Annotated in this window: 21 protein-coding genes and 1 pseudogene; 7 read left to right on the top strand and 15 right to left on the bottom strand. The window is 65.4% G+C overall.

Annotated elements, in window-relative coordinates:
* The 3 genes and pseudogenes from IDF66_RS23715 to fabG form a co-directional block, all read right to left on the bottom strand.
* Positions 1–145: pseudogene (locus tag IDF66_RS23715) on the bottom strand (acyl-CoA dehydrogenase family protein); the annotation flags it as partial.
* A gap of 17 nt (positions 146–162) precedes the next feature.
* Positions 163–1374, bottom strand: coding sequence for an acetyl-CoA C-acetyltransferase (locus IDF66_RS23710; RefSeq protein WP_190268884.1), 1212 nt, complete (start codon positions 1372–1374; stop codon positions 163–165).
* A 51-nt stretch (positions 1375–1425) separates the two neighbouring features.
* The gene (gene fabG, locus IDF66_RS23705; protein ID WP_190268910.1) at positions 1426–2166 is read right to left on the bottom strand and encodes a 3-oxoacyl-ACP reductase FabG; all 741 of its coding nucleotides are present in this window, start codon (positions 2164–2166) and stop codon (positions 1426–1428) included.
* 242 nt (positions 2167–2408) lie between these two features.
* Here fabG and IDF66_RS23700 point away from each other — a divergent pair, with 242 nt between their 5' ends.
* Positions 2409–3230, top strand: coding sequence for a mycofactocin-coupled SDR family oxidoreductase (locus IDF66_RS23700; protein ID WP_164310628.1), 822 nt, complete (start codon positions 2409–2411; stop codon positions 3228–3230).
* A gap of 55 nt (positions 3231–3285) precedes the next feature.
* Here IDF66_RS23700 and IDF66_RS23695 read toward each other — a convergent pair whose 3' ends face one another.
* Positions 3286–4674: a flavin-containing monooxygenase gene (locus IDF66_RS23695; protein ID WP_223310033.1), complete on the bottom strand. Its 1389-nt coding sequence runs from the start codon at positions 4672–4674 to the stop codon at positions 3286–3288.
* Entirely contained in the window at positions 4674–5777 is a 1104-nt protein-coding gene (locus tag IDF66_RS23690) for a phosphotransferase family protein (protein WP_190268883.1), read from the bottom strand. Before IDF66_RS23690 ends, IDF66_RS23695 begins: the two co-directional genes overlap by 1 nt.
* A gap of 247 nt (positions 5778–6024) precedes the next feature.
* Between IDF66_RS23690 and IDF66_RS23685 the strand changes: the two genes are divergently transcribed.
* Positions 6025–6933, top strand: a complete 909-nt coding sequence (locus IDF66_RS23685) for a TIGR03619 family F420-dependent LLM class oxidoreductase (RefSeq protein WP_190268908.1) — start codon at positions 6025–6027, stop codon at positions 6931–6933.
* Positions 6934–6959: 26 nt separating this feature from the next.
* Here the strand turns inward: IDF66_RS23685 and IDF66_RS23680 are convergent, their stop codons facing one another.
* Both IDF66_RS23680 and IDF66_RS23675 read right to left on the bottom strand, forming a co-directional pair.
* Positions 6960–7442: a nuclear transport factor 2 family protein gene (locus tag IDF66_RS23680; protein ID WP_164310626.1), complete on the bottom strand. Its 483-nt coding sequence runs from the start codon at positions 7440–7442 to the stop codon at positions 6960–6962.
* Positions 7443–7486: 44 nt separating this feature from the next.
* Entirely contained in the window at positions 7487–8722 is a 1236-nt protein-coding gene (locus tag IDF66_RS23675; RefSeq protein ID WP_190268882.1) for a cytochrome P450, read from the bottom strand.
* Positions 8723–8880: 158 nt separating this feature from the next.
* Here IDF66_RS23675 and IDF66_RS23670 point away from each other — a divergent pair, with 158 nt between their 5' ends.
* From IDF66_RS23670 to IDF66_RS23660, 3 genes are all read left to right on the top strand, one after another.
* Positions 8881–9540: a TetR family transcriptional regulator gene (locus tag IDF66_RS23670; protein ID WP_190268881.1), complete on the top strand. Its 660-nt coding sequence runs from the start codon at positions 8881–8883 to the stop codon at positions 9538–9540.
* Positions 9537–10322, top strand: a complete 786-nt coding sequence (locus tag IDF66_RS23665) for an enoyl-CoA hydratase/isomerase family protein (RefSeq protein WP_190268880.1) — start codon at positions 9537–9539, stop codon at positions 10320–10322. The genes IDF66_RS23670 and IDF66_RS23665 overlap by 4 nt, the downstream gene beginning before the upstream one ends.
* A 207-nt stretch (positions 10323–10529) precedes the next feature.
* Positions 10530–11192, top strand: a complete 663-nt coding sequence (locus tag IDF66_RS23660; RefSeq protein ID WP_190268879.1) for an O-methyltransferase — start codon at positions 10530–10532, stop codon at positions 11190–11192.
* Positions 11193–11229: 37 nt separating this feature from the next.
* Here the strand turns inward: IDF66_RS23660 and IDF66_RS23655 are convergent, their stop codons facing one another.
* The 3 genes from IDF66_RS23655 to IDF66_RS23645 form a co-directional block, all read right to left on the bottom strand.
* The gene (locus tag IDF66_RS23655; RefSeq protein ID WP_164310621.1) at positions 11230–11625 is read right to left on the bottom strand and encodes a nuclear transport factor 2 family protein; all 396 of its coding nucleotides are present in this window, start codon (positions 11623–11625) and stop codon (positions 11230–11232) included.
* 112 nt (positions 11626–11737) lie between these two features.
* On the bottom strand, positions 11738–12598 hold the full coding sequence (locus IDF66_RS23650) for an SDR family oxidoreductase (protein ID WP_190268878.1): 861 nt from the start codon (positions 12596–12598) through the stop codon (positions 11738–11740).
* Between the two features lie 14 nt (positions 12599–12612).
* Positions 12613–13101: a MarR family winged helix-turn-helix transcriptional regulator gene (locus IDF66_RS23645; protein ID WP_190268877.1), complete on the bottom strand. Its 489-nt coding sequence runs from the start codon at positions 13099–13101 to the stop codon at positions 12613–12615.
* 97 nt (positions 13102–13198) lie between these two features.
* Here IDF66_RS23645 and IDF66_RS23640 point away from each other — a divergent pair, with 97 nt between their 5' ends.
* Positions 13199–14689, top strand: a complete 1491-nt coding sequence (locus IDF66_RS23640; RefSeq protein WP_190268876.1) for an MFS transporter — start codon at positions 13199–13201, stop codon at positions 14687–14689.
* Between the two features lie 11 nt (positions 14690–14700).
* On the opposite strand, the gene IDF66_RS23635 is transcribed toward IDF66_RS23640, so the two are convergent.
* Together IDF66_RS23635 and thpD are read right to left on the bottom strand one after the other, a co-directional pair.
* The gene (locus IDF66_RS23635) at positions 14701–15159 is read right to left on the bottom strand and encodes a MarR family winged helix-turn-helix transcriptional regulator (protein ID WP_190268875.1); all 459 of its coding nucleotides are present in this window, start codon (positions 15157–15159) and stop codon (positions 14701–14703) included.
* Positions 15160–15273: 114 nt separating this feature from the next.
* On the bottom strand, positions 15274–16164 hold the full coding sequence (gene thpD, locus IDF66_RS23630; protein WP_190268874.1) for an ectoine hydroxylase: 891 nt from the start codon (positions 16162–16164) through the stop codon (positions 15274–15276).
* A 171-nt stretch (positions 16165–16335) separates the two neighbouring features.
* Here thpD and IDF66_RS23625 point away from each other — a divergent pair, with 171 nt between their 5' ends.
* Positions 16336–16971, top strand: coding sequence for a DUF1345 domain-containing protein (locus tag IDF66_RS23625; protein WP_190268873.1), 636 nt, complete (start codon positions 16336–16338; stop codon positions 16969–16971).
* A 78-nt stretch (positions 16972–17049) separates the two neighbouring features.
* On the opposite strand, the gene IDF66_RS23620 is transcribed toward IDF66_RS23625, so the two are convergent.
* The 3 genes from IDF66_RS23620 to IDF66_RS23610 all read right to left on the bottom strand — a co-directional run bounded on the left by IDF66_RS23620 (position 17050) and on the right by IDF66_RS23610 (position 20309).
* The gene (locus IDF66_RS23620) at positions 17050–18051 is read right to left on the bottom strand and encodes a glycine betaine ABC transporter substrate-binding protein (protein WP_190268872.1); all 1002 of its coding nucleotides are present in this window, start codon (positions 18049–18051) and stop codon (positions 17050–17052) included.
* 87 nt (positions 18052–18138) lie between these two features.
* Positions 18139–18999, bottom strand: coding sequence for an ABC transporter permease (locus IDF66_RS23615; RefSeq protein ID WP_164310613.1), 861 nt, complete (start codon positions 18997–18999; stop codon positions 18139–18141).
* Positions 18996–20309, bottom strand: a complete 1314-nt coding sequence (locus IDF66_RS23610; protein ID WP_223310032.1) for a quaternary amine ABC transporter ATP-binding protein — start codon at positions 20307–20309, stop codon at positions 18996–18998. The genes IDF66_RS23615 and IDF66_RS23610 overlap by 4 nt, the downstream gene beginning before the upstream one ends.
* Between the last annotated feature and the right edge of the window lie 67 nt (positions 20310–20376).

Here is a 20376-nt window from a genome sequence, read left to right as displayed (position 1 = left end):
CGTCGACGATCTCCTGCGGATAGACATCGCCATGCTCGAGCTCCTGCGCGTACGGAATGATCTGCTTGTCCACAAACCGGCGAACATTCGCCACGATCTCGGACTGGATCCCGGTCAACCCCAGAGTCTGTGCCAGCCTTGTCATTCTCTCCCCGTTTCTTGTCAGCCGACGCGCTCGAAGATCGCGGCCAGACCTTGGCCGCCGCCGATGCACATCGTCTCCAGTCCGTATCGCGCGTCGCGCCTGTGCAACTCGCGCGCCAGCGTCGCCAGCATGCGACCTCCCGTTGCGCCGACCGGATGCCCGAGCGAGATCCCGGAGCCGTGCACATTCGTCCGCTCGAGGTCGGCCGGGGTGAACTGCCACTCCTTCATCACCGCAAGTGCCTGGGCGGCAAACGCCTCGTTGAGCTCGATGAGATCGATGTCGCCCAAGGCCAGACCCGCATGGGACAGAGCCAGATCGGTGGCCGGGACCGGACCGATGCCCATTACTCTCGGCGCCACCCCCGAGCAACCCCAGGACAGGAGGCGAACGAGTGGCCTCAGGCCGAGTTCACCTGCACGCTCCGGTGTCGTGACGATGCACATCGATGCCGCGTCGTTCTGACCGCTCGCGTTGCCCGCGGTGACAGTTGAATCCGGATCATCTTTGATCAGAACAGGTTTCAGCCTACCCAGCGAATCGGCCGTGGTGTCGGCACGCGGGTGCTCGTCGGCCTCGACGGTGTCCGCACCATTGCGGGTCGGCACCGCAACGGGAATGATCTCCTGCTCGAAGATGCCGTTCTTCTGGGCCGCGACAGCCCGCTCATGCGACCGGGCGGCCAGTTCGTCCTGATCGGCACGTGAGATCTCGTACTCGCGCCGGAGATTCTCCGCGGTCTCGAGCATGCCGCCGGGTACCGGATGATGACGTCCACCTGCGGTGGTCCTGCCGCGCGCCAGGCCGTCGTGCACCTGGATCCCGTGACGCGCGCCGCCCCATCGCATATCCGTCGAGTAGAAGGCGACGTTGCTCATGCTCTCGGCACCACCCGCTACGACGAGGTCGTTCTGGCCGGTACCGACCTGCATGGCGGCTTGGATGACCGCTTGCAGGCCGGAGCCGCAGCGACGATCCACCTGCATACCCGGGACCGTCACGGGCAGACCCGCGTCGAGTGCGACCACACGCCCGATGGCGGGCGCCTCACTACTCGGATAGCAATGTCCCAGGATCACATCCTCGACGTGTTCGGACGCGACACCGGTGCGGTCCAGCAGGCCGGTGAGTGCGGCGACGCCGAGATCGACCGCGGTGAGGGATCGAAGGGCTCCACCGTAACGGCCGATCGGCGTCCGCACGGGTTCGCAGATCACGGTTTCACGCATGGTCATCCTCTTTCGTCGTCATGGCCGGTCTGTCATGGTCCGTCCCCACCATCACATGAAGCGTCCGCCGGTGACCTCCAGGACCGTCCCCGTCATGTACGACGAATCATCCGATGCGAGGAAGAGCGCCACACCCGCGATCTCGCCCGGTTCACCGGCCCGTCCCATCGGCACACCCGCGAGTTTCTCCTGCCAGATGCGCTCGGGCATCGCCTCGGTCATGGCCGATCGGATGAGCCCGGGCTGGATCGCGTTGACCCGCACGCCGTGGTGTGCCATCTCCTTGGCTGCGGCCTTGGTCATGCCGACGATGCCCGCCTTCGCCGCCGAATAGTTCGTCTGCCCCACCATCCCGACCTTTCCGGAGATCGACGAGATGTTGACGATCGCACCACTCTTGTTCTCGCGCATGATCGCAGCCGCTTTGCGGAGCCCGTTCCAGGTACCCTTCAGGTGAACACCGATCACCTGGTCGAACTGATCGTCGGTCATCGTCCGCATGGTGGCATCCCGGGTGATGCCCGCGTTGTTGACCACGATGTCCAGGCCCCCGAATGTGTCCCGCGCCGCGGCGAGGAGGGCGTCGACCTCATTGCCGACGGTCACGTCGCAACGAACCGCGACAGCGACGTCACGTCCGCCCAATTCCTCCGCCGCGGCTTCGGTCGCGGCGAGATCGAGATCGCCCAGGACCACCCGTGCACCCTCGGCCACATATCGCCTCGCGATGGCGAAGCCGAGTCCCTGCGCTCCGCCGGTGATCACGGCCGTACGCCCTGTCAGTTTCCCCATGAGAATTCCCGTCCTGTGCGTGTCGACAAGGATCTCGGCGGAATCCTCGTCGGCGACCGCCGAATCGGCCATGCGTCTGATCCTCTCCCGGTGCCATCACGTCCCCTGGGTCAGCGCGACCCCGAATACTCCCCGAACGGCAACTCAGGTGCGTGTCGAGGCCTATATGGTAAGCATTACCGTGTCACTTACTACAGCGGTCGGCGACACCAGTCAAGCCGGCGACGGACAGGAGCGTGCACATGGCCGATCGACTCGCCGGAAAGGTCGCATTCATCACCGGTGTCGCCCGCGGCCAGGGACGCGCCCACGCCGTACAGATGGCGGCCGAGGGGGCCGACATCATCGGTGTCGACCTCGCCGGTCCACTTCCCGATTTCGTGCCCTACGATTCGGCAACGCCGGACGACCTCGACGAGACGGTCGAGCTCGTCCGGGCTCAGGGCCGACGCATCCTCACGACGGTCGCCGACACCCGGGACCTCGACGCGCTCACAGCTGCGGTGAGCGACGGGGTCGCCGAGCTCGGCCGCCTCGACATCGTGGTCGCCAACGCAGGCATCTCCTCGCCGCAGCCGTGGGATCAGATCACCTCCGCGAACTTTCGCGAGCTCATCGACATCAACGTGACCGGCACGTGGAACGCAGTCATGGCCGGTGCACCCAAGATCATCGAGGGCGGCGACGGCGGATCGATCATCCTGATCAGCTCGGCGGCAGGTATCAAGATGCAGCCGTTCATGGTTCATTACACCGCCAGCAAACACGCGGTCACGGGCCTGGCCCGCGGATTCGCCGCCGAACTGGGCCGGCATCGAATTCGGGTCAACAGTGTGCATCCGGGGGCCGTGAACACCGCGATGGGCTCGGGCGACATGGTCGAGAAGCTGATGAGTTCCGTGCAGACCAACCCCCAGCTGGGCAACATGGGAACTCCGTTCCTGCCGGACTGGATCGCCGAGCCCGAGGACATCGCCGACACCGTCGTGTGGCTGGCCAGCGATGCCGCCAAACGGATCACGGCGGCCGCCATCGCCGTCGATCTGGGCAACACCCAGTACTGATCGGGTTCGCTCGGCAGGCCTCGCGGCGAGCACGCGCGCATCAGAAGGCGATCTATCAGTTACGACGTGATCGAAGCAGTCGCGGTTCGGATCGGCCGCCGGTCGGCGTCGGGAAGCCGCGTGATTCGGCACGCTTCGCGCCGGTCGGCAATTCCCGGGTGCGGATGTCGTGCTCGTACACGAAGTAGTCCACCTGCTGGGTGTGCCGCGGGCTGTCGGTGGTGTGTCCGTTGTGCAGCTCCTGATCCTTGTCGATGATCTGCTCCATCTCACCAACGTCAGGAAGGGCATACCGACCGACGGCGTAGGCCGCGACCACGCGCGACTGGCACTCGACGAACGGGAACAGCGTCGGGACCGACTGTGCGAACCCGACGAACGCGAGGTTGTCGATGCCCGGCCTGAAGATCCTCTTGTACAGACGGATCTGGTTGCCGGGGGCGCTGACGAACTCCGGATCGAAGAAAGGGAAGGTGATGTTGTAGCCGGTCGCGTACACGATCACGTCGAAGTCGCCGCTCGTGCCGTCCTCGAAATGTACTGTGGCCCCGTCCAGTCGCGACACGTTGGGCTTGGGTATCACGTCGCCCGATCCGAGTCGGAGCGGCAGCTCGACGGACTGGGTCGGATGCGCCTCGAAGAGCTTGTGGTTCGCCGGAGGAAGTCCGTAGAGCGTCGGATCGGTCCCCATCAGCGGCATCATCATCTGCAAGGCCTTGCGTTGCAAGCCCAGTGGGAGATGCGGGGTGGTGCGCCAGTATGCATCGCCGGGTTTTCCGGCGATGTATTTGGGCACGATCCAGGCACTCGACCGGGTCGACAGGGTCACCGTGTTGTCGAGCGACTTCGACGAGAGTTCGACGGCGATGTCCGCGGCACTGTTGCCGATCCCGACGATCAGGATGCGCTGACCACTCAGATCGAGCGGCGTGCGCGGATCGATGTAGTCATGGGAGTGAATCCGCCGACCGGAGAATTCACCGGGAAAGTCGGCGTAGCGCGGATCCCAATGATGCCCGTTGGCGACCACCAGGAAGTCGAACTCACGCTGAGCGCCTGCCTGGTCCTCGATGTGCCATCGCCCGTCTGCGGACCGGGCCGCATGCGTGACGCCGTTGCCGAACTCGATGTTCTCGAGCAATCCGAAGGCCGCTGCATAGTCGTCGAGATAGGCCTTGATGTCGGTGTGGTGCGGAAAGGTGGGATAGCTGTCGGGCATCGGGAAGTCCTTGAAGGACAGTCGATGCTTGGATGTGTCGATGTGCAGCGACCGGTACGCGCTGCTGTGGCCGTTCGGATTCCCGAACGCCCAGTTTCCGCCGATGCGGTCCGACGACTCGAAGGTGGTGTACGGCACCCCGTAGTCGCCCAGCATCTTTCCGGTCGTGAGGCCGCTGATGCCTGCCCCGATGACGGCGGTGCGTGGAATGGGTTGTCCCACCATCACTGCTCCGGTTCCATCGGTGCGGGGATGAGTGCGAGCGTGCCCAGATCACGGATCGCCTCGCAACCGCGCCGGATCATGGCGACGAACATCGCTGTTCCGCGGTCTGTTTCGATGGAGGCGGCGATCGCGATGCACGGGATCAGGAGTGCCTGGATCATCCCCAGTCGGTAATCCTCCCAGCACTGGGCACGGGAATAGTCGGTCACGCCGTGTGTTCGGAGCTCGGCGTGGTAATGGTCGACCAGTCGACCCTCGACTGCTCGTCGTACGTCCGGCTCCAGGCTGGTCCCGGTGAAGTAGGCCAGATCGCGGGTGGGCAGACCCACCCCGAGAGTCTGCCAGTCGACCACCGCCACACCTTTCCCGTCGGCGTGGAACAGGAGATTGTCGAGGCGGAAGTCGCCGTGCAGCAGGGCCCATGGGGCGCGCTCGGACAGCAGCCAGCCGGTGACCGATCCCATGGCAGCAGCGAGGGTTTCGTGGTCGACCGGGATGAGTTGGTCGCCGATCCGACCCAGTGCGAGCGCGACACTCATCTCGGCGAAGTCTCCCAGGCCCCGGATCGCGGCCTCGTCCCGGAGGTTGAACGCGAGCCCCTCGAAGTCCCGCCATACCGGGTCGTTCCACGTGGGCGCGTGCAGGCCGGCAAGAGCGCGAACGGCGAGCAGTGCCTCGTCGAAACCACATCCGGCCAGCTGATCACCCTGCTCCGCACCCACCTGGTCGGCGAGGAGCAGCACGAAGTCGGTGGCATCCGCACTCACATCGACATGAAAACAGTCGGGCGCCGGGACGAGCACTTGCCGCTTGACCGAGGCGTAGAACGCACATTCGCTGCGATAGCCGAATGTCACCGAGTTGCGGACTTTTTCGTCGGCGGCCGGCAGCTTGACGACGAAGGTGTCCGGGAGACCATCGGGTCGCCGCTCGTAGGTGGGCGTCACCCTGAAGGTGGCACCTACCTGACCGGTCCCGATCGGCTTGACCACCACAGCTCCGATGTCGGCCGGATGGCCGTGCTGTTCGAGAATGCTCGACAACCATTCTTCGGTGACATCCTCGGGCCCGCGTGGAATCGTCGCGGTCGATGCTCGGCTCATGACGGAGCCCCTTTCGTCAGCTGCGGTTGGGCGACCCGCGGGCTGCGATGCCCTCCTGCGCTCGGCATCCGCGTGACGGATCGCCCGACGGACCCAACTGTAATTGATACCGCAATGTGTTCGGTGATGAATTCGCGGAGAAGGACTGGATGCCGACGGCGACCCGTGACCCCATTTACCGTAACCACTACAGTTGAACGGTCAACACATCACGAAGGGATCAGGAACAGTGACAGCGAACGCCCCGATGAGGTTCGTCCTCGAGTATCCGAGCGAGTTGCCGAGCGCCCCCGATGACTTTCTGAACCCACATGCCATCCGCGATGTCGTCGTGCAGGCCGAACAGTCACGGTTCGCCGGCGTGGCCCTGAGCGAACACCCCGCACCGTCGTCGAAGTGGCGGGCCAACGGCGGCCACAACACTCTCGATCCCATTGCCGCACTGAGCTTCATGGCGGGCGTGACCATCGACATCAGGCTGATGACGAACCTGTACGTGCTACCGTTTCGCACTCCCTACCTGTCGGCGAAGGCACTCGGCAGTCTTGACCTCGTCTCCGGCGGCCGGCTGGTGGCGGGAGTGGGAGCGGGTTACCTCCGATCGGAGTTCTCCGCCGTCGGTGTCGCCTTCGAACGGCGGGCAGAACTGCTCGACGAGGCTCTCGCAGCACTGCGGGCGATCTGGACAGATCCCGAAACGCCGGTGAGCGGTGACGATTTTGCCGCGACCGGCCCGGTGTGGCTGCAGCGTCCGACCCAGAATCCACACCCGCCCATCTGGATCGGCGGCAACAGTCGCGCCGCGATGCGACGCGTCGTCGACCACGGGGACGGCTGGATGCCGTTGATCGTGGACAGCGCGATGGCGTCCGCGATCCGCACCGCGACCATCGCGACACCCGACGACTTCTCCGATGCGCTCGGTGAGCTCCGGAGGCGACTGACCGATGCCGGCCGGGATCCGGCCGGCATCGACGTACAGGTGGTGTGCCCGCCGACAGATCTGGACGACTCGGCATCGGTCCGGGCAGCACGGGACTTCCTCGCCGACCTCGGTCGTCGAGGAGCGACCTGGGCCGTTGTCCACGTCGACGGCTCGAGCCCGCAGGCAGCCGTGAACTATCTCAAACGGTTCGGCGAGATGTTCATCGATTGATCGGTGTCACAACTCAATCCGACAACTCAATCCGACAACGCCGCACCCGACCAGTCGCCGGTCAACTCGACCCACAGCCGAGTGAGATGCTGGGTCTTGATCTTCCAGTCGCCGCCCACCTTCTCGTACGTCTCGTGGTAGTGGCCGGCACCGAGCAGCGATCGACCACCCGGATAGACCAACCGGTCTTCCATCGCCCAGATGCCGGTGGCCGTCGCCGCCGACGTCAACTCGATCTCGGGACCATGGACGTGATGGACCGTCGTCGCGTCCGCCAGGGTCTCCAACACGCTCGACACGAAGCCGTCGGCACCGACGATCGGCGGGGCCGTCATCGGATCAGCGCCGCCGGTCGCGGGCATCATGTCCAGTTCGACGACCAGATCGTCGGCGAACAGGCCCCGCCAGCCCGCGGCATCCTTGGTGTCGAGATATCGGCAGTAGCGAGCCTTCACCACCTTGATGGCCTCGATCTCGGCGGCGGTGTCGGCTGTCTCCCGTGCTTGCATCGTTCTCCTCCTCGCGCAGCAACTCAGCGCAGACTGTCCGACCGTCAGATCAGCGTGTAGCGGATCGGCAGATGTTTCAGCCCGCCGACGAACGTGGTGGCCGTGAGTTCCGGATCCCCTGCTGGTTCCACGTCTTTGAGCCGAGGCAGCAGTTCGGTGAAGAAACTGTTGACCTCCATCCGGGCGAGAGCGGCGCCCAGGCAGAAGTGCACACCGAACCCGAATGCCACGTGCTTGTTGATCTCGCGGGAGACGTCGAACCGGAACGGATCGGTGAAGGCGTCCTCGTCCCGGTTGCCCGATACGTAGGACAGCAGGAGCGAATCACCGGCCGCGATGGGAACTCCACCCAGCTCGGTGTCCTCTGCTGCGGTGCGCATGAAGGCCTTCACCGGTGTCACCCAACGGATCATCTCTTCGGTCGCCGTCGGCATCAGATCGAGATCGTCGGTCAACCGACGCCGCTCCTCGGGGTGTTCGATCAACGCCTGGAAACCACCGGAGATCGTCGAGGTGGTGGTGTCGTGTCCGGCAGTCGCGATGAGCGCATAATACGACACCACGTCGATGTCGCCGAGCGGTTCACCGTTCACCACTGCGTTGGCGATCGTCGAGGCCATGTCGCCGGTCGGCCGGTCCCGCCGCCGGGCGGCCAACGTGCTGAAGTACTCGAACATATCGAGCAGGGCCGCCATCTGCTCGTCCGGACTCGTGCTGCGCTGGAACTCGGAATCCTGCGATCCCACCAGTTCCTGGGTCAGTTCGAGCATGCGGGGTAGGTCCGACTCGGGCACGCCGAGCAGCGACATGATCACGAAGAGTGGGAAGTTGACCGCCACCTCCTGCACGAAGTCACACTCCCTTCCCGCGTCACGTAGCTTGTCGACGTGAATCCGGGCGAGTTCGTCGATGCGTTCCTTCATCGCCTTGAGGGCCTTGGGACGGAACCAGTCCAGCGCGACGGCCCGCATCACACGGTGCTCGGGATCGTCCATGTGTATGAGCGTGCGGATCTGAGCGGCCGCCTGCAGTTCTTCTTCCTGTGCGGTCATGAGAACCGGCCGGGGGGCGTTCGTGAACAGGTTGTTCGCCCGCTCGACGGTCATGATGTCGGCGTGCTTGGTCACTGCCCAGAACGGGTTGTAGCGGGGGGCGTCGACATGGGCGACGGGCGCCGCCCTCCGCAGCTGCGTCAGCGCGGCATGGATGCGGGTCTCGTCGGCATATGCCTTGGGGTCGGCGACGCTCCGCGCCGCCTCGTCGATGGTGGGTGCAGTCATCCGTGACTCCTCGTGGCCGGTGGTGGCCGGTTGCGCGTCGTCCGCGGCTCGGACCGTTGTGCTTACCGTAAGGTAAAACTACACCGCTTTCTCGCCGGCCCGTAAGGCTTTGCCGACGGCATCGGCGGGTCGGCGCACGTCGCGGATACGATGCGACCATGGCAAAGCCGTTGATCCCGGTGGAGACGATCTACGAGCGCGCACTGGTCTTGCTGGACGACGAGGGCGACAGCGCCTTGAGTACACGCCGCCTGGCCGCCGACCTCAGGATCTCCACCCGCACGCTGTATCAGCAGGTCGGAAACCGGGAGAACCTGATCCGTGCACTCGTTGCCCGGCATCTCTCCAGGCTGCGGCTGGAGTTTCACGAGCACGGCGATTGGGAGACGACCGCACTGCAGTGGTGTCTCGGGCTGCACGACGCACTGCGCGCGCATCCCCATCTCACCGAGCTGATGACGATCGACGACGGCGACGCGGTGATGGAGTACGTCAGCGAATTGGTCGCCGCCACCGGCAAGGAGGGTTTCGATCCGCCACTGGCCGAGGAATGCTGTCGGGCACTCGTGGCCCTCACCATCAACCACACGATCATTGAGGTCCGCGGCATGCACGACATCAAGCTCTCGGAGCGCGACCCCGAGTCGGCAGCGAAGACCGAGGCCAACTTCGTCCAATCGATCCGCTGGATACTCGCCGGTGTCCGCGCCGAGGTCACCTCGGCGCGCGCCTCGGCCACCCGAGCACCGAGAAATCCCCGTAAGGCTGCGTCGTCGCGGACAGCGCAGCGTCCCTCCTCCACGAAAGCCCGCCGATGAATCTGCTCGTCGAGACCCACAACCGGGTACGCACACTGACATTCAACCGCCCCGACGCCCTCAATGCGTTCGACGAGGCGCTCTACGATGCGACCGCGCAGGCACTCATCGACGCCGCCGACGACCCCGAGGTCGCCGTCGTGCTCCTGACCGGTACGGGCCGGGCCTTCACTGCCGGAACGGATCTGAAGGAGATGGCGCAACGCGTCGGTGATCCCGACTTCGTCCCGGGCCGATACGGATTCCCTGGTCTCATCGACGCGCTCGTCGCCTTTCCCAAGCCACTGATCTGCGCCGTCAACGGACTCGGACTCGGGCTGGGAACCACCATCCTCGGCTTCGCCGATCTCGCCTTCGTCTCGACCGCAGCACGGTTCAAGTGCCCGTTCACCAGCCTCGGGGTCGCACCCGAGGCGGCGTCCTCCTACCTGCTGCCCCGCCTGCTCGGCCGACAGGATGCGGCCTGGGTATTGATGTCCTCGGAGTGGATCTCTGCCGAGCAGGCAGTGGACATCGGCCTGGCGTGGCGGCTCTGTGAGCCTCACGAGCTTCTCGACGTAGCGACCAGACATGCCGAACAGATTGCGCAACAGCCGATCTCCAGCCTGATCGCGGTGAAGCGGACGATGAACGAGCCCATCCGAGGTCAGATCGACGCGGCGCGTGACTGCGAGAACGCAGCCTTCGCCGAGTTGATGGGTGGCCCGGCGAACACCGAGGCGCTCACCGCCTTCGCCGAGGGCCGAGCCCCCGACTTCACCAGGTTGCCGGCCGGAGCGTGACGCACCGGCGTACCGCCGTGTTCGACGGCCCCGCGAACGAATACGGCTCCGGGATCCCGGAACAACTCGGGGCGCATCCGGTCGAATTGCCCGCTCTCCCGAATCCGTTTGCACGGAGCCGAGGCCCTGCACCGGGTCCTGGCAGGCCGGCGGGACAGCACAGGGAACACACAGCGAGCGGCCAGATCGTTTCGTTAGCGTGAGGACATGACGAACACCCTGGACACCGATCCCGTCGCCGCCACGATCACCAGGCTGTACGACCAGGCCACCGCCCAGGTCGCCGATCGACCACCACACCGACCCGACCGGCCCCGCACCGCACCTGCCGGGACCGCCGCCGAACGCGCCGATGCCGCACAGGACCGGTACATGCCGGTGAGCCCGATGGCCGGCCGGCTCATGTACTCGCTGATCCGCGCGACCCGGCCGGTCACCGTCGTCGAATTCGGGATGTCCTACGGCATCTCGACTCTTCACCTCGCGGCGGCCGTGCGCGACAACGGTACCGGCCACGTCTACACCACCGAGCTGAACGCGAAGAAGATCGAGACCGCGTCGGCGACCTTCGCCGACGTCGGGCTCGACGACGTGATCACCGTGCTCGACGGTGATGCCCTCGAAACCCTCGCCACCGTCGAGGGCGAGATCGGTTTCGTGTTCATGGACGGATGGAAAGAGATCTACCTGCCCGTGCTGAAGCTCCTCGAGCCCCGGTTGCCCACCGGCGCACTGATCGTCGCCGACAACACCGAGAGCCCCGACACCGCCGACTACCTCGACCGGGTCCGACGACCCGAGAACGGCTACACGAGTGTCAATTTCCCCGGCAAAGGAAACGACACCATGGAGCTGTCGTGTCGGGTCTGAGCCCTGTCGGGTGTGAGGCCCGACCGGTGTGACCTCATCACTCGCCGGCGGCAGCCGAACTCACGATCTGCTCGAAGCGGGCACCCATCTCGCGGGCGAGCGCCTCGGCGGCCCGTAGCGGGCGCACCATCACCATGAAGTCGATGATCTTCCCGTCGTCGTCGAAGTGCAGGAAGTCGCAGCCGGTGATGGCCAGGCCGTCGACCTTCGCCTCGAACACCAGCGCGTGATCGACCGATCCCGGGCCACCGATCTCACGCACGTAGTGGAAGTCCTCGAACACCTCGATGACCGCACGCAGGATCGCCGACGTGATGGCCTTGCCCTCGTACGGCTTGAACGCGACGGGGCTGCGGAACACCACGTCGTCGGCGAGCATCGCCTCCACGGCGTCCAGGTCGCGGGCGTCGATCGCCTCACGGAAACTCGGCATCACGGATCCTCTCGATCGGTCGGTCGCACCCGCGGATCGGGACGACGCGACAGCTCAATACTGCACGTCCCATGCAGCGCACCCACGCACTGCACACACCGGACGTCACACGTCAGTACCGGGCCACCCGCCCCTGCCGCGGAGCCCGGTACATCGTCCACAGGAAGCGTGGAACCGATCGCAACGGCAACGGCCGCGGCCAATCGCCCGGCCGGATGAGCGCATCGGTACCGCCGTCGACGACGATCACGCTCCCGACCAGGAAGTCCGCAGCCGGAGACAGCATCGTCAGGACCCATTCGGCGATCTGCTCGGCGGTGCCGAACCGACGGCTGGGCAACGGAAACGCCCGCACCTGCGACCCGGTTCCGCTGTCGAGCTGAGACTGCAGCAGAGGGGTCATCACCGGGCCCGGCGCGATCACATTCAGACGAACACCAGCGCCTGCCCAGTCGTCGCTCACCGCCCGCGCCCGGCACCAATGCGTCACCGCGATCTTCGACGCGGCGTACGCGACCGGACCCGAGACACCTCTCCGACGACGGATCTGCCGCACGGCCGCGTCGAGCTCTCCGCCCATGAGGCGCCGGACAGCTCGTTTCGGCACCATCGGCGTCGTGGTGGTCGAGTTGGAACCGAAGACCACGACCTTGGCGTCACCGGCTGCAGCGAACGCCGCCTGCCAGGAGTCGAGGAGTTCGGTGACCCCGAGAACGTTGACCTCCGCGATCATGCGCTCCCGGCCTGCGGCCGGACCGAGGCCCGCTGCCATGACCGCACCGTCGAGGCGCCCACCGGCCAGGTCGCCGACCTTGCCGATCGCGGCTCGACGACCACCCGAGGTGGACAGATCCGCGATCACCTCGACGTCGTGCAGGTCGACCCCGATCACGCTGTTGCCCGCCGCACGCAGCCGCTCGGCGCAGGCCTTGCCGATGCCCGACGCCGCACCGGTCACCACATATGTCCCCATGAACCCCCTCGCGGTCAGTGCGCGTGCTGGCGCGCGGTGTGCTGCTCGTCCTGCCGAGCCGTAGAGCGTTCGTAGGCGTCGTTGAACGCCCGGAGCTCGTGCAGCAGGGTATCCGGTGAGCCCGGCGCGAGATCGGCGAAGACGCGGATGAGGCGGTCGGCCCGTCGCATCCCGTCGTGTTCGAACGCGTCGAGGCCTGCGGCAGTGGGCCGGATGAGCCGACTGATCTGCCCCTCGACCTCGAATCGCTCGAGGTAACCGTGTTTGATCGCCGCGTTCACCTGACGGTTGACCGTCGACTGTTCGAGATCGAGTTCCTCACTGAGTTCCCGAAGGGTTCGCGGCCGGTCGTCGGAGAGCACCCAGAGAATCGCGAAGGCCGATGCCTCGAGCTGCGTGCCCGGGACGACATTGGTCTTGCGCCGCCCCATCCGCAACAGCTCTTCGGCCAGGTCACGGTAGACGGGTGACGGCCAGAACGATGCGTCACCGGCACCTGACATTGTCTCCAACCTTCCGTCCGATACCGGACAATCTACGCAAAATTTGGCGTATGCACCATACATATGTAGGCTACATATCCAACGAGGAGGATGCCACATGACCAGTACTCCCGCCGGCGATTCGTCGGGCACACACGTGGACCCCGAGCTGACCGACGACCACCATTCCGCCGCCGCGATCGTCGTCGTGTCGGTCCTGTGCTTCGGCGGTCTGGTCGCCTCGCTGATGCAGACCTTGATCATCCCGATCCAGCCCGAGATACCGCACCTGCTGAACACCTCGATCGCCAACGCGTCGTGGATCATCACCGCGACCTTGCTCGGCGCGGCGGTCGCCATGCCGATCGCGGGTCGTCTCGGCGACATCCTCGGGAAGCAGCGGGTCCTGCTCGCGAGTGCCGCCCTGCTGGTGGTGGGATCGCTCGTCTGTGCCCTCAGTTCGTCGTTGATCCCGATGATCGTCGGACGCACCATCCAGGGACTGGCCATGGGGTTCATCCCGCTCGGCATCAGCCTCATGCGCGAGGTGACCCCTCCGCGCCTGACGTCGATGGCGGTCGCGGCGATGAGCGCCACGATGGGCGTCGGAGGCGCAATCGGCCTGCCACTGTCGGCATGGGTCGCACAGCAATGGGACTGGCGTGCGCTGTTCTGGGGTTCGGCCGCCCTCGCGCTGGTGATCACCGTCCTGGTCGCGGTTGCCGTGCCACACGTCGACGACAGCAACGGCGGTCATTTCGACATCGTCGGCGCCATCGGACTCGCCCTCGGCCTGTCCGGTGTGCTGATCGCCGTCTCCAAGGGCAACGACTGGGGTTGGGGTTCGGGTACCACGCTGGGCCTCGCGATCGGCGGTCTGGCGATCCTGCTGATCTGGGGTGTCTTCGAGGTCCGCCACACCGATCCCCTCGTGGATCTGCGCACCACCGCTCGACCCGCGGTGCTGTTCACGAACCTGGCCGGAATCGCGATCGGTTTCGGCATGATGGCCCAGGCGATCGTCATGCCACAGCTGTTGGAGATGCCATCGGCGGTCGGCGGCCTGGGACAAACGTTGCTCGCCGCAGGCCTGTGGATGGCTCCCGGTGGTTTGATGATGCTCGTCTTCGCCCCGGTCTCCGGCACGTTGATCAACAAGATCGGCGCCAAGCCGACGATGGCCATCGGGGCCTGCGTACTCGGCCTCGGCTACCTCGGCGCCTTCCTGCTGATGAACGCGCCGTGGCAGCTCGCGCTGGCCTCACTGATCTGTTCGGCAGGCGTGGGTATCGGCTACGCCGCCATGCCGACCCTGATCATGAGTTCGGTCCCGATGCACGAGGCGGGCGCCGCGGTCGGCCTCAACGGCCTGATGCGTTCGATCGGCACGACCACCGCGTCGGCGGTGATGGCCCTGGTCCTGACAAGTTCGACGGTCACCTTCGGGTCGGCCGAAGTGCCCAGCCATGCCGCGTTCCGGTGGTGTTTCCTGATCGGCGCGGTCGCCGCCTTCGTCGGGGTCGCCATCACCCTGTTGATCCCGGTCGTGCGCAACAAGACCGCCGCCACGGAATCATCCGCCGACGCCGAGCCGATTCCGACCGCCTGAGCAGGCGGGCGTCAGGGCACGTCTTCGCCTGCCATCTCCTCGAGACCCCGCAGGGCCGGTAGGGCGGCGGCAAGTGCCGAGCGCTGGTCGGTCGGCAGGCTCTCGATGTACTCGCCGATCCGATCGGTCACCTGCCGCCTGCGCTCCACGATGTAATCCAGTCCGACCTCGGTGAGCTCGATGAGACTGGCACGGCCATCGGCCGGATCGTCGCGTCGCGCGACGAGTCCCGACTTCTCCAGCGATGCGATCAACGAGGTCATCGATGGCTGGGTGACGCCCTGGCCGCCCGCGAGGGCGGTGATACGTTGCGGTCCGCGCTGGCGTAGAGCAGTCAACGTGGCTGCCGCGGTCATGCTCATGTCGCGGGGACGCTGGCGCACGAAGTCGGCCATCAATGCATAAAGCGCGTCAGCGGTGTCATCAGCGTTGCCGTTCGAACCGGCCGAGGATACGAAGGTGGCGGACATGTGCCCACCCTATTCGACCTCCGACGATGCTGCATAGGTTTCCTATATAGCGCGGCTAAAGGTTGTCGAGGGGTGGTTGCGGCGACAACCACCCCTCGAACGACCTGCGTCAGATCACCTGTGCGCCAGATGGTCCGGTCGCGGTTGCGGCGCACCGAACGGCTCCTGCAGAGCATTCGACTTCGCGTTGAAGACCACGAAGAGGTTGCTCCGCGGGTAGGGCGTGATGTTGCCCGACGACGCGTGCATGCAGTTGGAGTCGAAGTAGAGCGCCGAGCCTGCGGGCCCGGTGATCGTGTCGATGCCGAGGTCGTCGGTCAGTTCGGTGACGTCACCCTCCTCCGGAGTGCCGAACGGTGGGCGGTAGGACACCAGCGACTCCTCGTGGTAGCCGTCCGGCGTCTCGCCCACACAACTGACGAACCGCTTGTGCGATCCCGGCACGATCATCAACGCACCGTTGTAGGAGTGGTTGGGCGTCAACGCAATCGACACGCTGAGCGCGCGTGGTGCGGGCATCCCGTCCTCGGCGTGCCACGTCTCGAAGTCGGAGTGCCAATAGAACGGCCCACCTGCAAACCCGGGCTTGAGATTGACCCGACTCTGATGGACGTACACGTCGTCGCCGAGGATTTGCCTTGCGACACCGACGATCTCGTCACGCGCACAGATCTCGGCGACCACATCGCTGAGCTGATGCACCGCGAACAGTGACCGCACATCGCCACTCGACGGCTCGCGGATCACCCGATCGTCCTCCCCGAGACGATCGGTGACCGCATGCACATCATCGAGACAACGCCCGATGTCGTCCCCGCTGATCACCGACGACGCGGTGTGGTACCCGCGCTCGTCGTACCGACGGAGTTCCGGACCCGACATCGGACCCGGGGTGTTCATACCTGACCAGACCACCGGATGTGGTCGAGGCTCGATCTGGCTGTGCTCCGACAGACGTGTGCGATACACATCGACGACGGAGCGAGTTGCTGTTTGAGTTACCACGATCTACGTTGATCCTTTCCCTCAATTGGCATCTATGGCCGGATGTTGACTTGTCATACGCCCGCGAAATGGGCGCCCACCTGAGGATTACCCGGATCGGACAGGCTAAGCAAACCCGCTGCGTATCGTGGCGGGCAAGACCACCGCCGCAGATGCGGGCAGACTGGCGACATGCGATTCGTGCCGTCGACCGCCACGCCCCGGATACTTCTCGCGCTCACTGTGGGCATCATCTGCGGGGCCGTCGTCGGGTTGATCGCGACCGATGCGGGGTCGGCGGTCCTCGTCGCCATCGCGGTCACCGGTGCGGTGTTCGTCGTGCTCGGATGGGCGGCGCTGTGGCCGATGGACGGAGAGCAGACCCGACAGCACGCGGGTCGCGAGGACTACCGGCCGGCCATCGACGAACTCATCGTCGTCGTTGCGACCTTGTCGGCACTCGGCGGGATCGTCGGCCTGTTGATCGAGGGGGGCTCCCACGCCGACTGGTTCCCGGCCACGGTCGCGCTGGCGGGGGTGTTCCTGTCGTGGGGAAGCCTGCACCTCATGTACGCCACGCGGTACGCGTTCCTCTACTACGCAGGTGAACCCGGTGGCATCGACTTCAATTCAGACGCACCTGCGGAGTTCCGCGACTTCTTCTATTTCAGCTACAACCTGGGCATGACGTACCAGGTGTCGGACACCGACGTCTCCGACTCCGGAATCCGGGCGGTCGCGCTCCGACACTGCATGCTCTCGTATGTGTTCGGCGCCGTGATCCTCGCGACGACGATCAACCTCGTCGCCGGGATAGTCGTCACATGACTACGCGGCACCGGCTTTCGGTCTCGAGGACCTCGGCCGGCGCCGCGCACGTCGTTGTCGAACTGTCGACTGGAGCTGTTACTTGAGCGCCCCGGTCTGCAACTGGTTCGCGAAGTCCGGGTGCGTGGTCAGCCACTCGTTCACCGCGGCATCGGGATTGTTGCCCTGGTACTTCTGCGTCATCAGGTCCTCGAGATCGGAGAGTTCCTGGTCGGGGACGATGAGGTTCTTGAACAGCTGGGCAGCCTTCGGATTGGACTCACCGAAGCCCTTGGTGGCGAAGTTCCAGATGCCTTCCTTGCCGCCCATCGCGCCCTTCGGATCATCCAGGTCCCGGATGTCGAACGCCGAGTAGGCCCAATGCGGCTTCCACAGGGTGACGGCGACGTTGGTCTTCTCGGCCTCGGCCTTCTTGATAGAGGCGAGCATCGCGGCGGTCGACGAGGTCGTGAAGGTCATGTTCTGCAGGCCGTAGGCAGGGATCATGTCGTCCTTGACGACACCGGTCTCACCGGCACCGGGCTCGATCCCGACCAGGGTGTTGTTGTAGTCGCCACCCATCGACTTCAGATCTTCGATGGACTTCGCCGGTGACGAACTGTTCACCGCGATGGTCAGTTTCGCATTGTCGTACCAGCAGCCGAGCGGCTCCATCTGGTCGCCGTACTGCTCGATGTAGGTCTTGTGGGTCGTCGGCAGCCACACGTCGGTGATGACGTCGACGTCGCCCTTGGTGGTCGCGGTGAAGGCCGCCGCGGCGTCGAGGGTCTTGACGTTGGCGGTGTAGCCGTTCTTCGTGAGGATGTTCTTCATCAGGTACGCCGTCGCGGTCGACTCATCCCACCCGCTGAACGCGCCGATGGTGATGTTCTTGTCGCCGCTACCCGCGGAAGCACTCGTGGCATCCGCGACACCGTCGGTGAGCGAGCAGTTCGCGTATTTGCTCGCCGCACCCGATGCGCTGGCCTCGGTCCCGCCGCCGCCCGCCGAATCGGAGTTGGAGTTCGACGCACCGCACCCGCTGAGCGCCAACGCGCCGACCGTGATGGCCGCCGCGAAAATCCCTAGCTTTCTCTTCATCTCGTTCCTACCCTCTTTCACTCCTGCAATGGGTCGTGTGACCCACCGGACGTACCTGTGGTCGTCGGCGCGACCGGACCGATGCGACTAGGCGTTCGCCACCCGGCCCCGGCCACCGATCGCCGAACTGATCCGGTCCATGTAGACGGCGATGATCACCACCGACAGACCGGCTTCGACTCCCAGCGCCAGGTTCAGGGTCTGCAGGGATTCGTTGACCTGCCCGCCCAGTCCGCCTGCGCCCGCGAATCCGGCGATCACCACCATCGACAGTGCGAGCATGATGACCTGGTTGACGCCGGCCATGATCGTGGGCATCGCCAGCGGGATCTGGATCTGGCGCAGGATCCGCGCGGGGCTCGAACCGAAAGCCTGTCCCGCCTCGACCACTTCCGGATCCACTTGCCGGATCGCGAGTTCGGTAAGGCGGATGCCCGGCGGCATCGCGAAGATGATGGTCGCGACGACTCCCGGCGTGGGGCCGATACCGAAGATGATGATCACCGGGACCAGGTAGACGAGACCGGGGAGGGTCTGCATCAGGTCGAGGATCGGCCGGACGACGGCCGAGACCGCCCGGTTGCGGGCCGCGAGAATACCGATGGGGATTGCGATCACGAGCGCGATGATCACCGCCACGAGGACCAGCGCGATCGTGCTCATCGCGTTCAGCCACTGGTCGAAGGCGCGGATGAAATAGAAGCCGATCACGGTGAAGACCGCCAGCGGCCACCCCTTTCGGAGACCACCGGCGAGCAGCGCGAGCGCGGCGAAGATCACGATCATGACGTAGTAGGGCGGGCTGGACAGCACGTTGTACAGCGCGTCGTAGAACCCGTCGATCACGGTCTTGATCGCGTCGAACAACCAGGAGGCGTGTTCGGTGAACCAGTCGAAGGCGGATTCGACGGCATCCCCGAGATGGATGCGCGGGTTGGCGAAGCTCACGACGCATCACCGCCTTCGAGATCGCCGGCGGACGGTTCGGCGAGCGTCTCCACGTCGGCGGGCTCGGATGACGCCGGCGCGGTATCCCGTGGCGCCATCGAGGCGAGCAGCCCGACCCGCGGCACGACGCCGCGCAGACGCCCGTCGTCGTCGGTGACCACCAACGGCACCGGCGACTCGCTCGACGGCGCAAACAGTTCGGCCACCGGCGTCGACCCGGTGACCGAGACGAGCGCGTCCTTTCGCAGCAAAGGCTTCAGTTCTTTCTGGTCGGATTTCACTGCCGCGACGGCATCGTCGTCGGTCACGTAACCGAGCAGTCGCCGGTCACGGTCCACGACGAGAACACCCGAGGTCTGGTGCTGTCGCATCTCGTTGACGGCACCGCGCGGCCCGGCGGACAACGTGATCACCGCAGTCGCGGGTTCCATGACCGAACTCGCGGTCAACACCCGGGAGCGGTCGACCTCGGCGGTGAACTTCGCGACGTAGTCGTTGGCGGGGTCGGTCAAAATCTGTTCCGCGGTACCGATCTGGACGATCCGTCCGGACCTCATGACGGCGATCCGGTCACCCACGTACATCGCCTCGTTGAGGTCGTGGGTGATGAAGATGATCGTCTTGCCCAGGCTGGACTGGAGTTCGATGAGCTGGTCCTGCATCTCACCGCGGATCAACGGATCGAGCGCGGAGAACGCCTCGTCCATCAGCAGGATGTCGGTCTCCGCTGCCAGCGCTCGCGCCAGGCCGACACGCTGTTGCATGCCGCCCGACAGTTGGCCGGGCAGTCGATCACCCCAACCCTCGAGGCCGACCACGCCGAGCCAGTGGTCGGCACGTTCGAGCCGTTCGGTCTTGCCGATGCCCTGTTCCTTGAGCGCGTAGGCCGCGTTGTCCCGGACCGTTCGGTGCGGGAGAAGGGCGAAATGCTGGAAGACCATGGAGACGTGGTCACGACGGATGCCCCGGAGGGCTTTGTCGGACACCTTGGTGATGTCGGTGTCGCCGATGTGGATGTTGCCCGCGGACGGCTTCCACAGCCCGTTGAGGGTACGGATCAAGGTCGATTTCCCGGAACCCGACAACCCCATCACCACGAAGATCTCACCGGACGCGACCTCGAAACTGGCATCGATGACCGCTGCGGTGCCCATCTCCTTCAGGTCGTCGGGGTCCGCACCCGCCCGCAACCGCTTGACCACCTCGTTCTCACGCCGCCCGAAGATCTTGTATACGTGTTCGGCGCGTAGCGCGATGTCGTTGGGATGCGTACCCTGCTGGGCAGCCTCACTCAGGGATGGAGTCGCCAAACCCTCACCTTTCCGGGCCTGGCCGTGCCGCTCGTGGCCCGTTCGGAGCCAGCGCCTGCGATCACAT

Origin of the sequence: Gordonia hankookensis, from assembly GCF_014673215.1 — a bacterium.
Lineage (GTDB): Bacteria > Actinomycetota > Actinomycetes > Mycobacteriales > Mycobacteriaceae > Gordonia > Gordonia hankookensis.
This window is presented reverse-complemented; position numbering and strand designations above follow the sequence as displayed.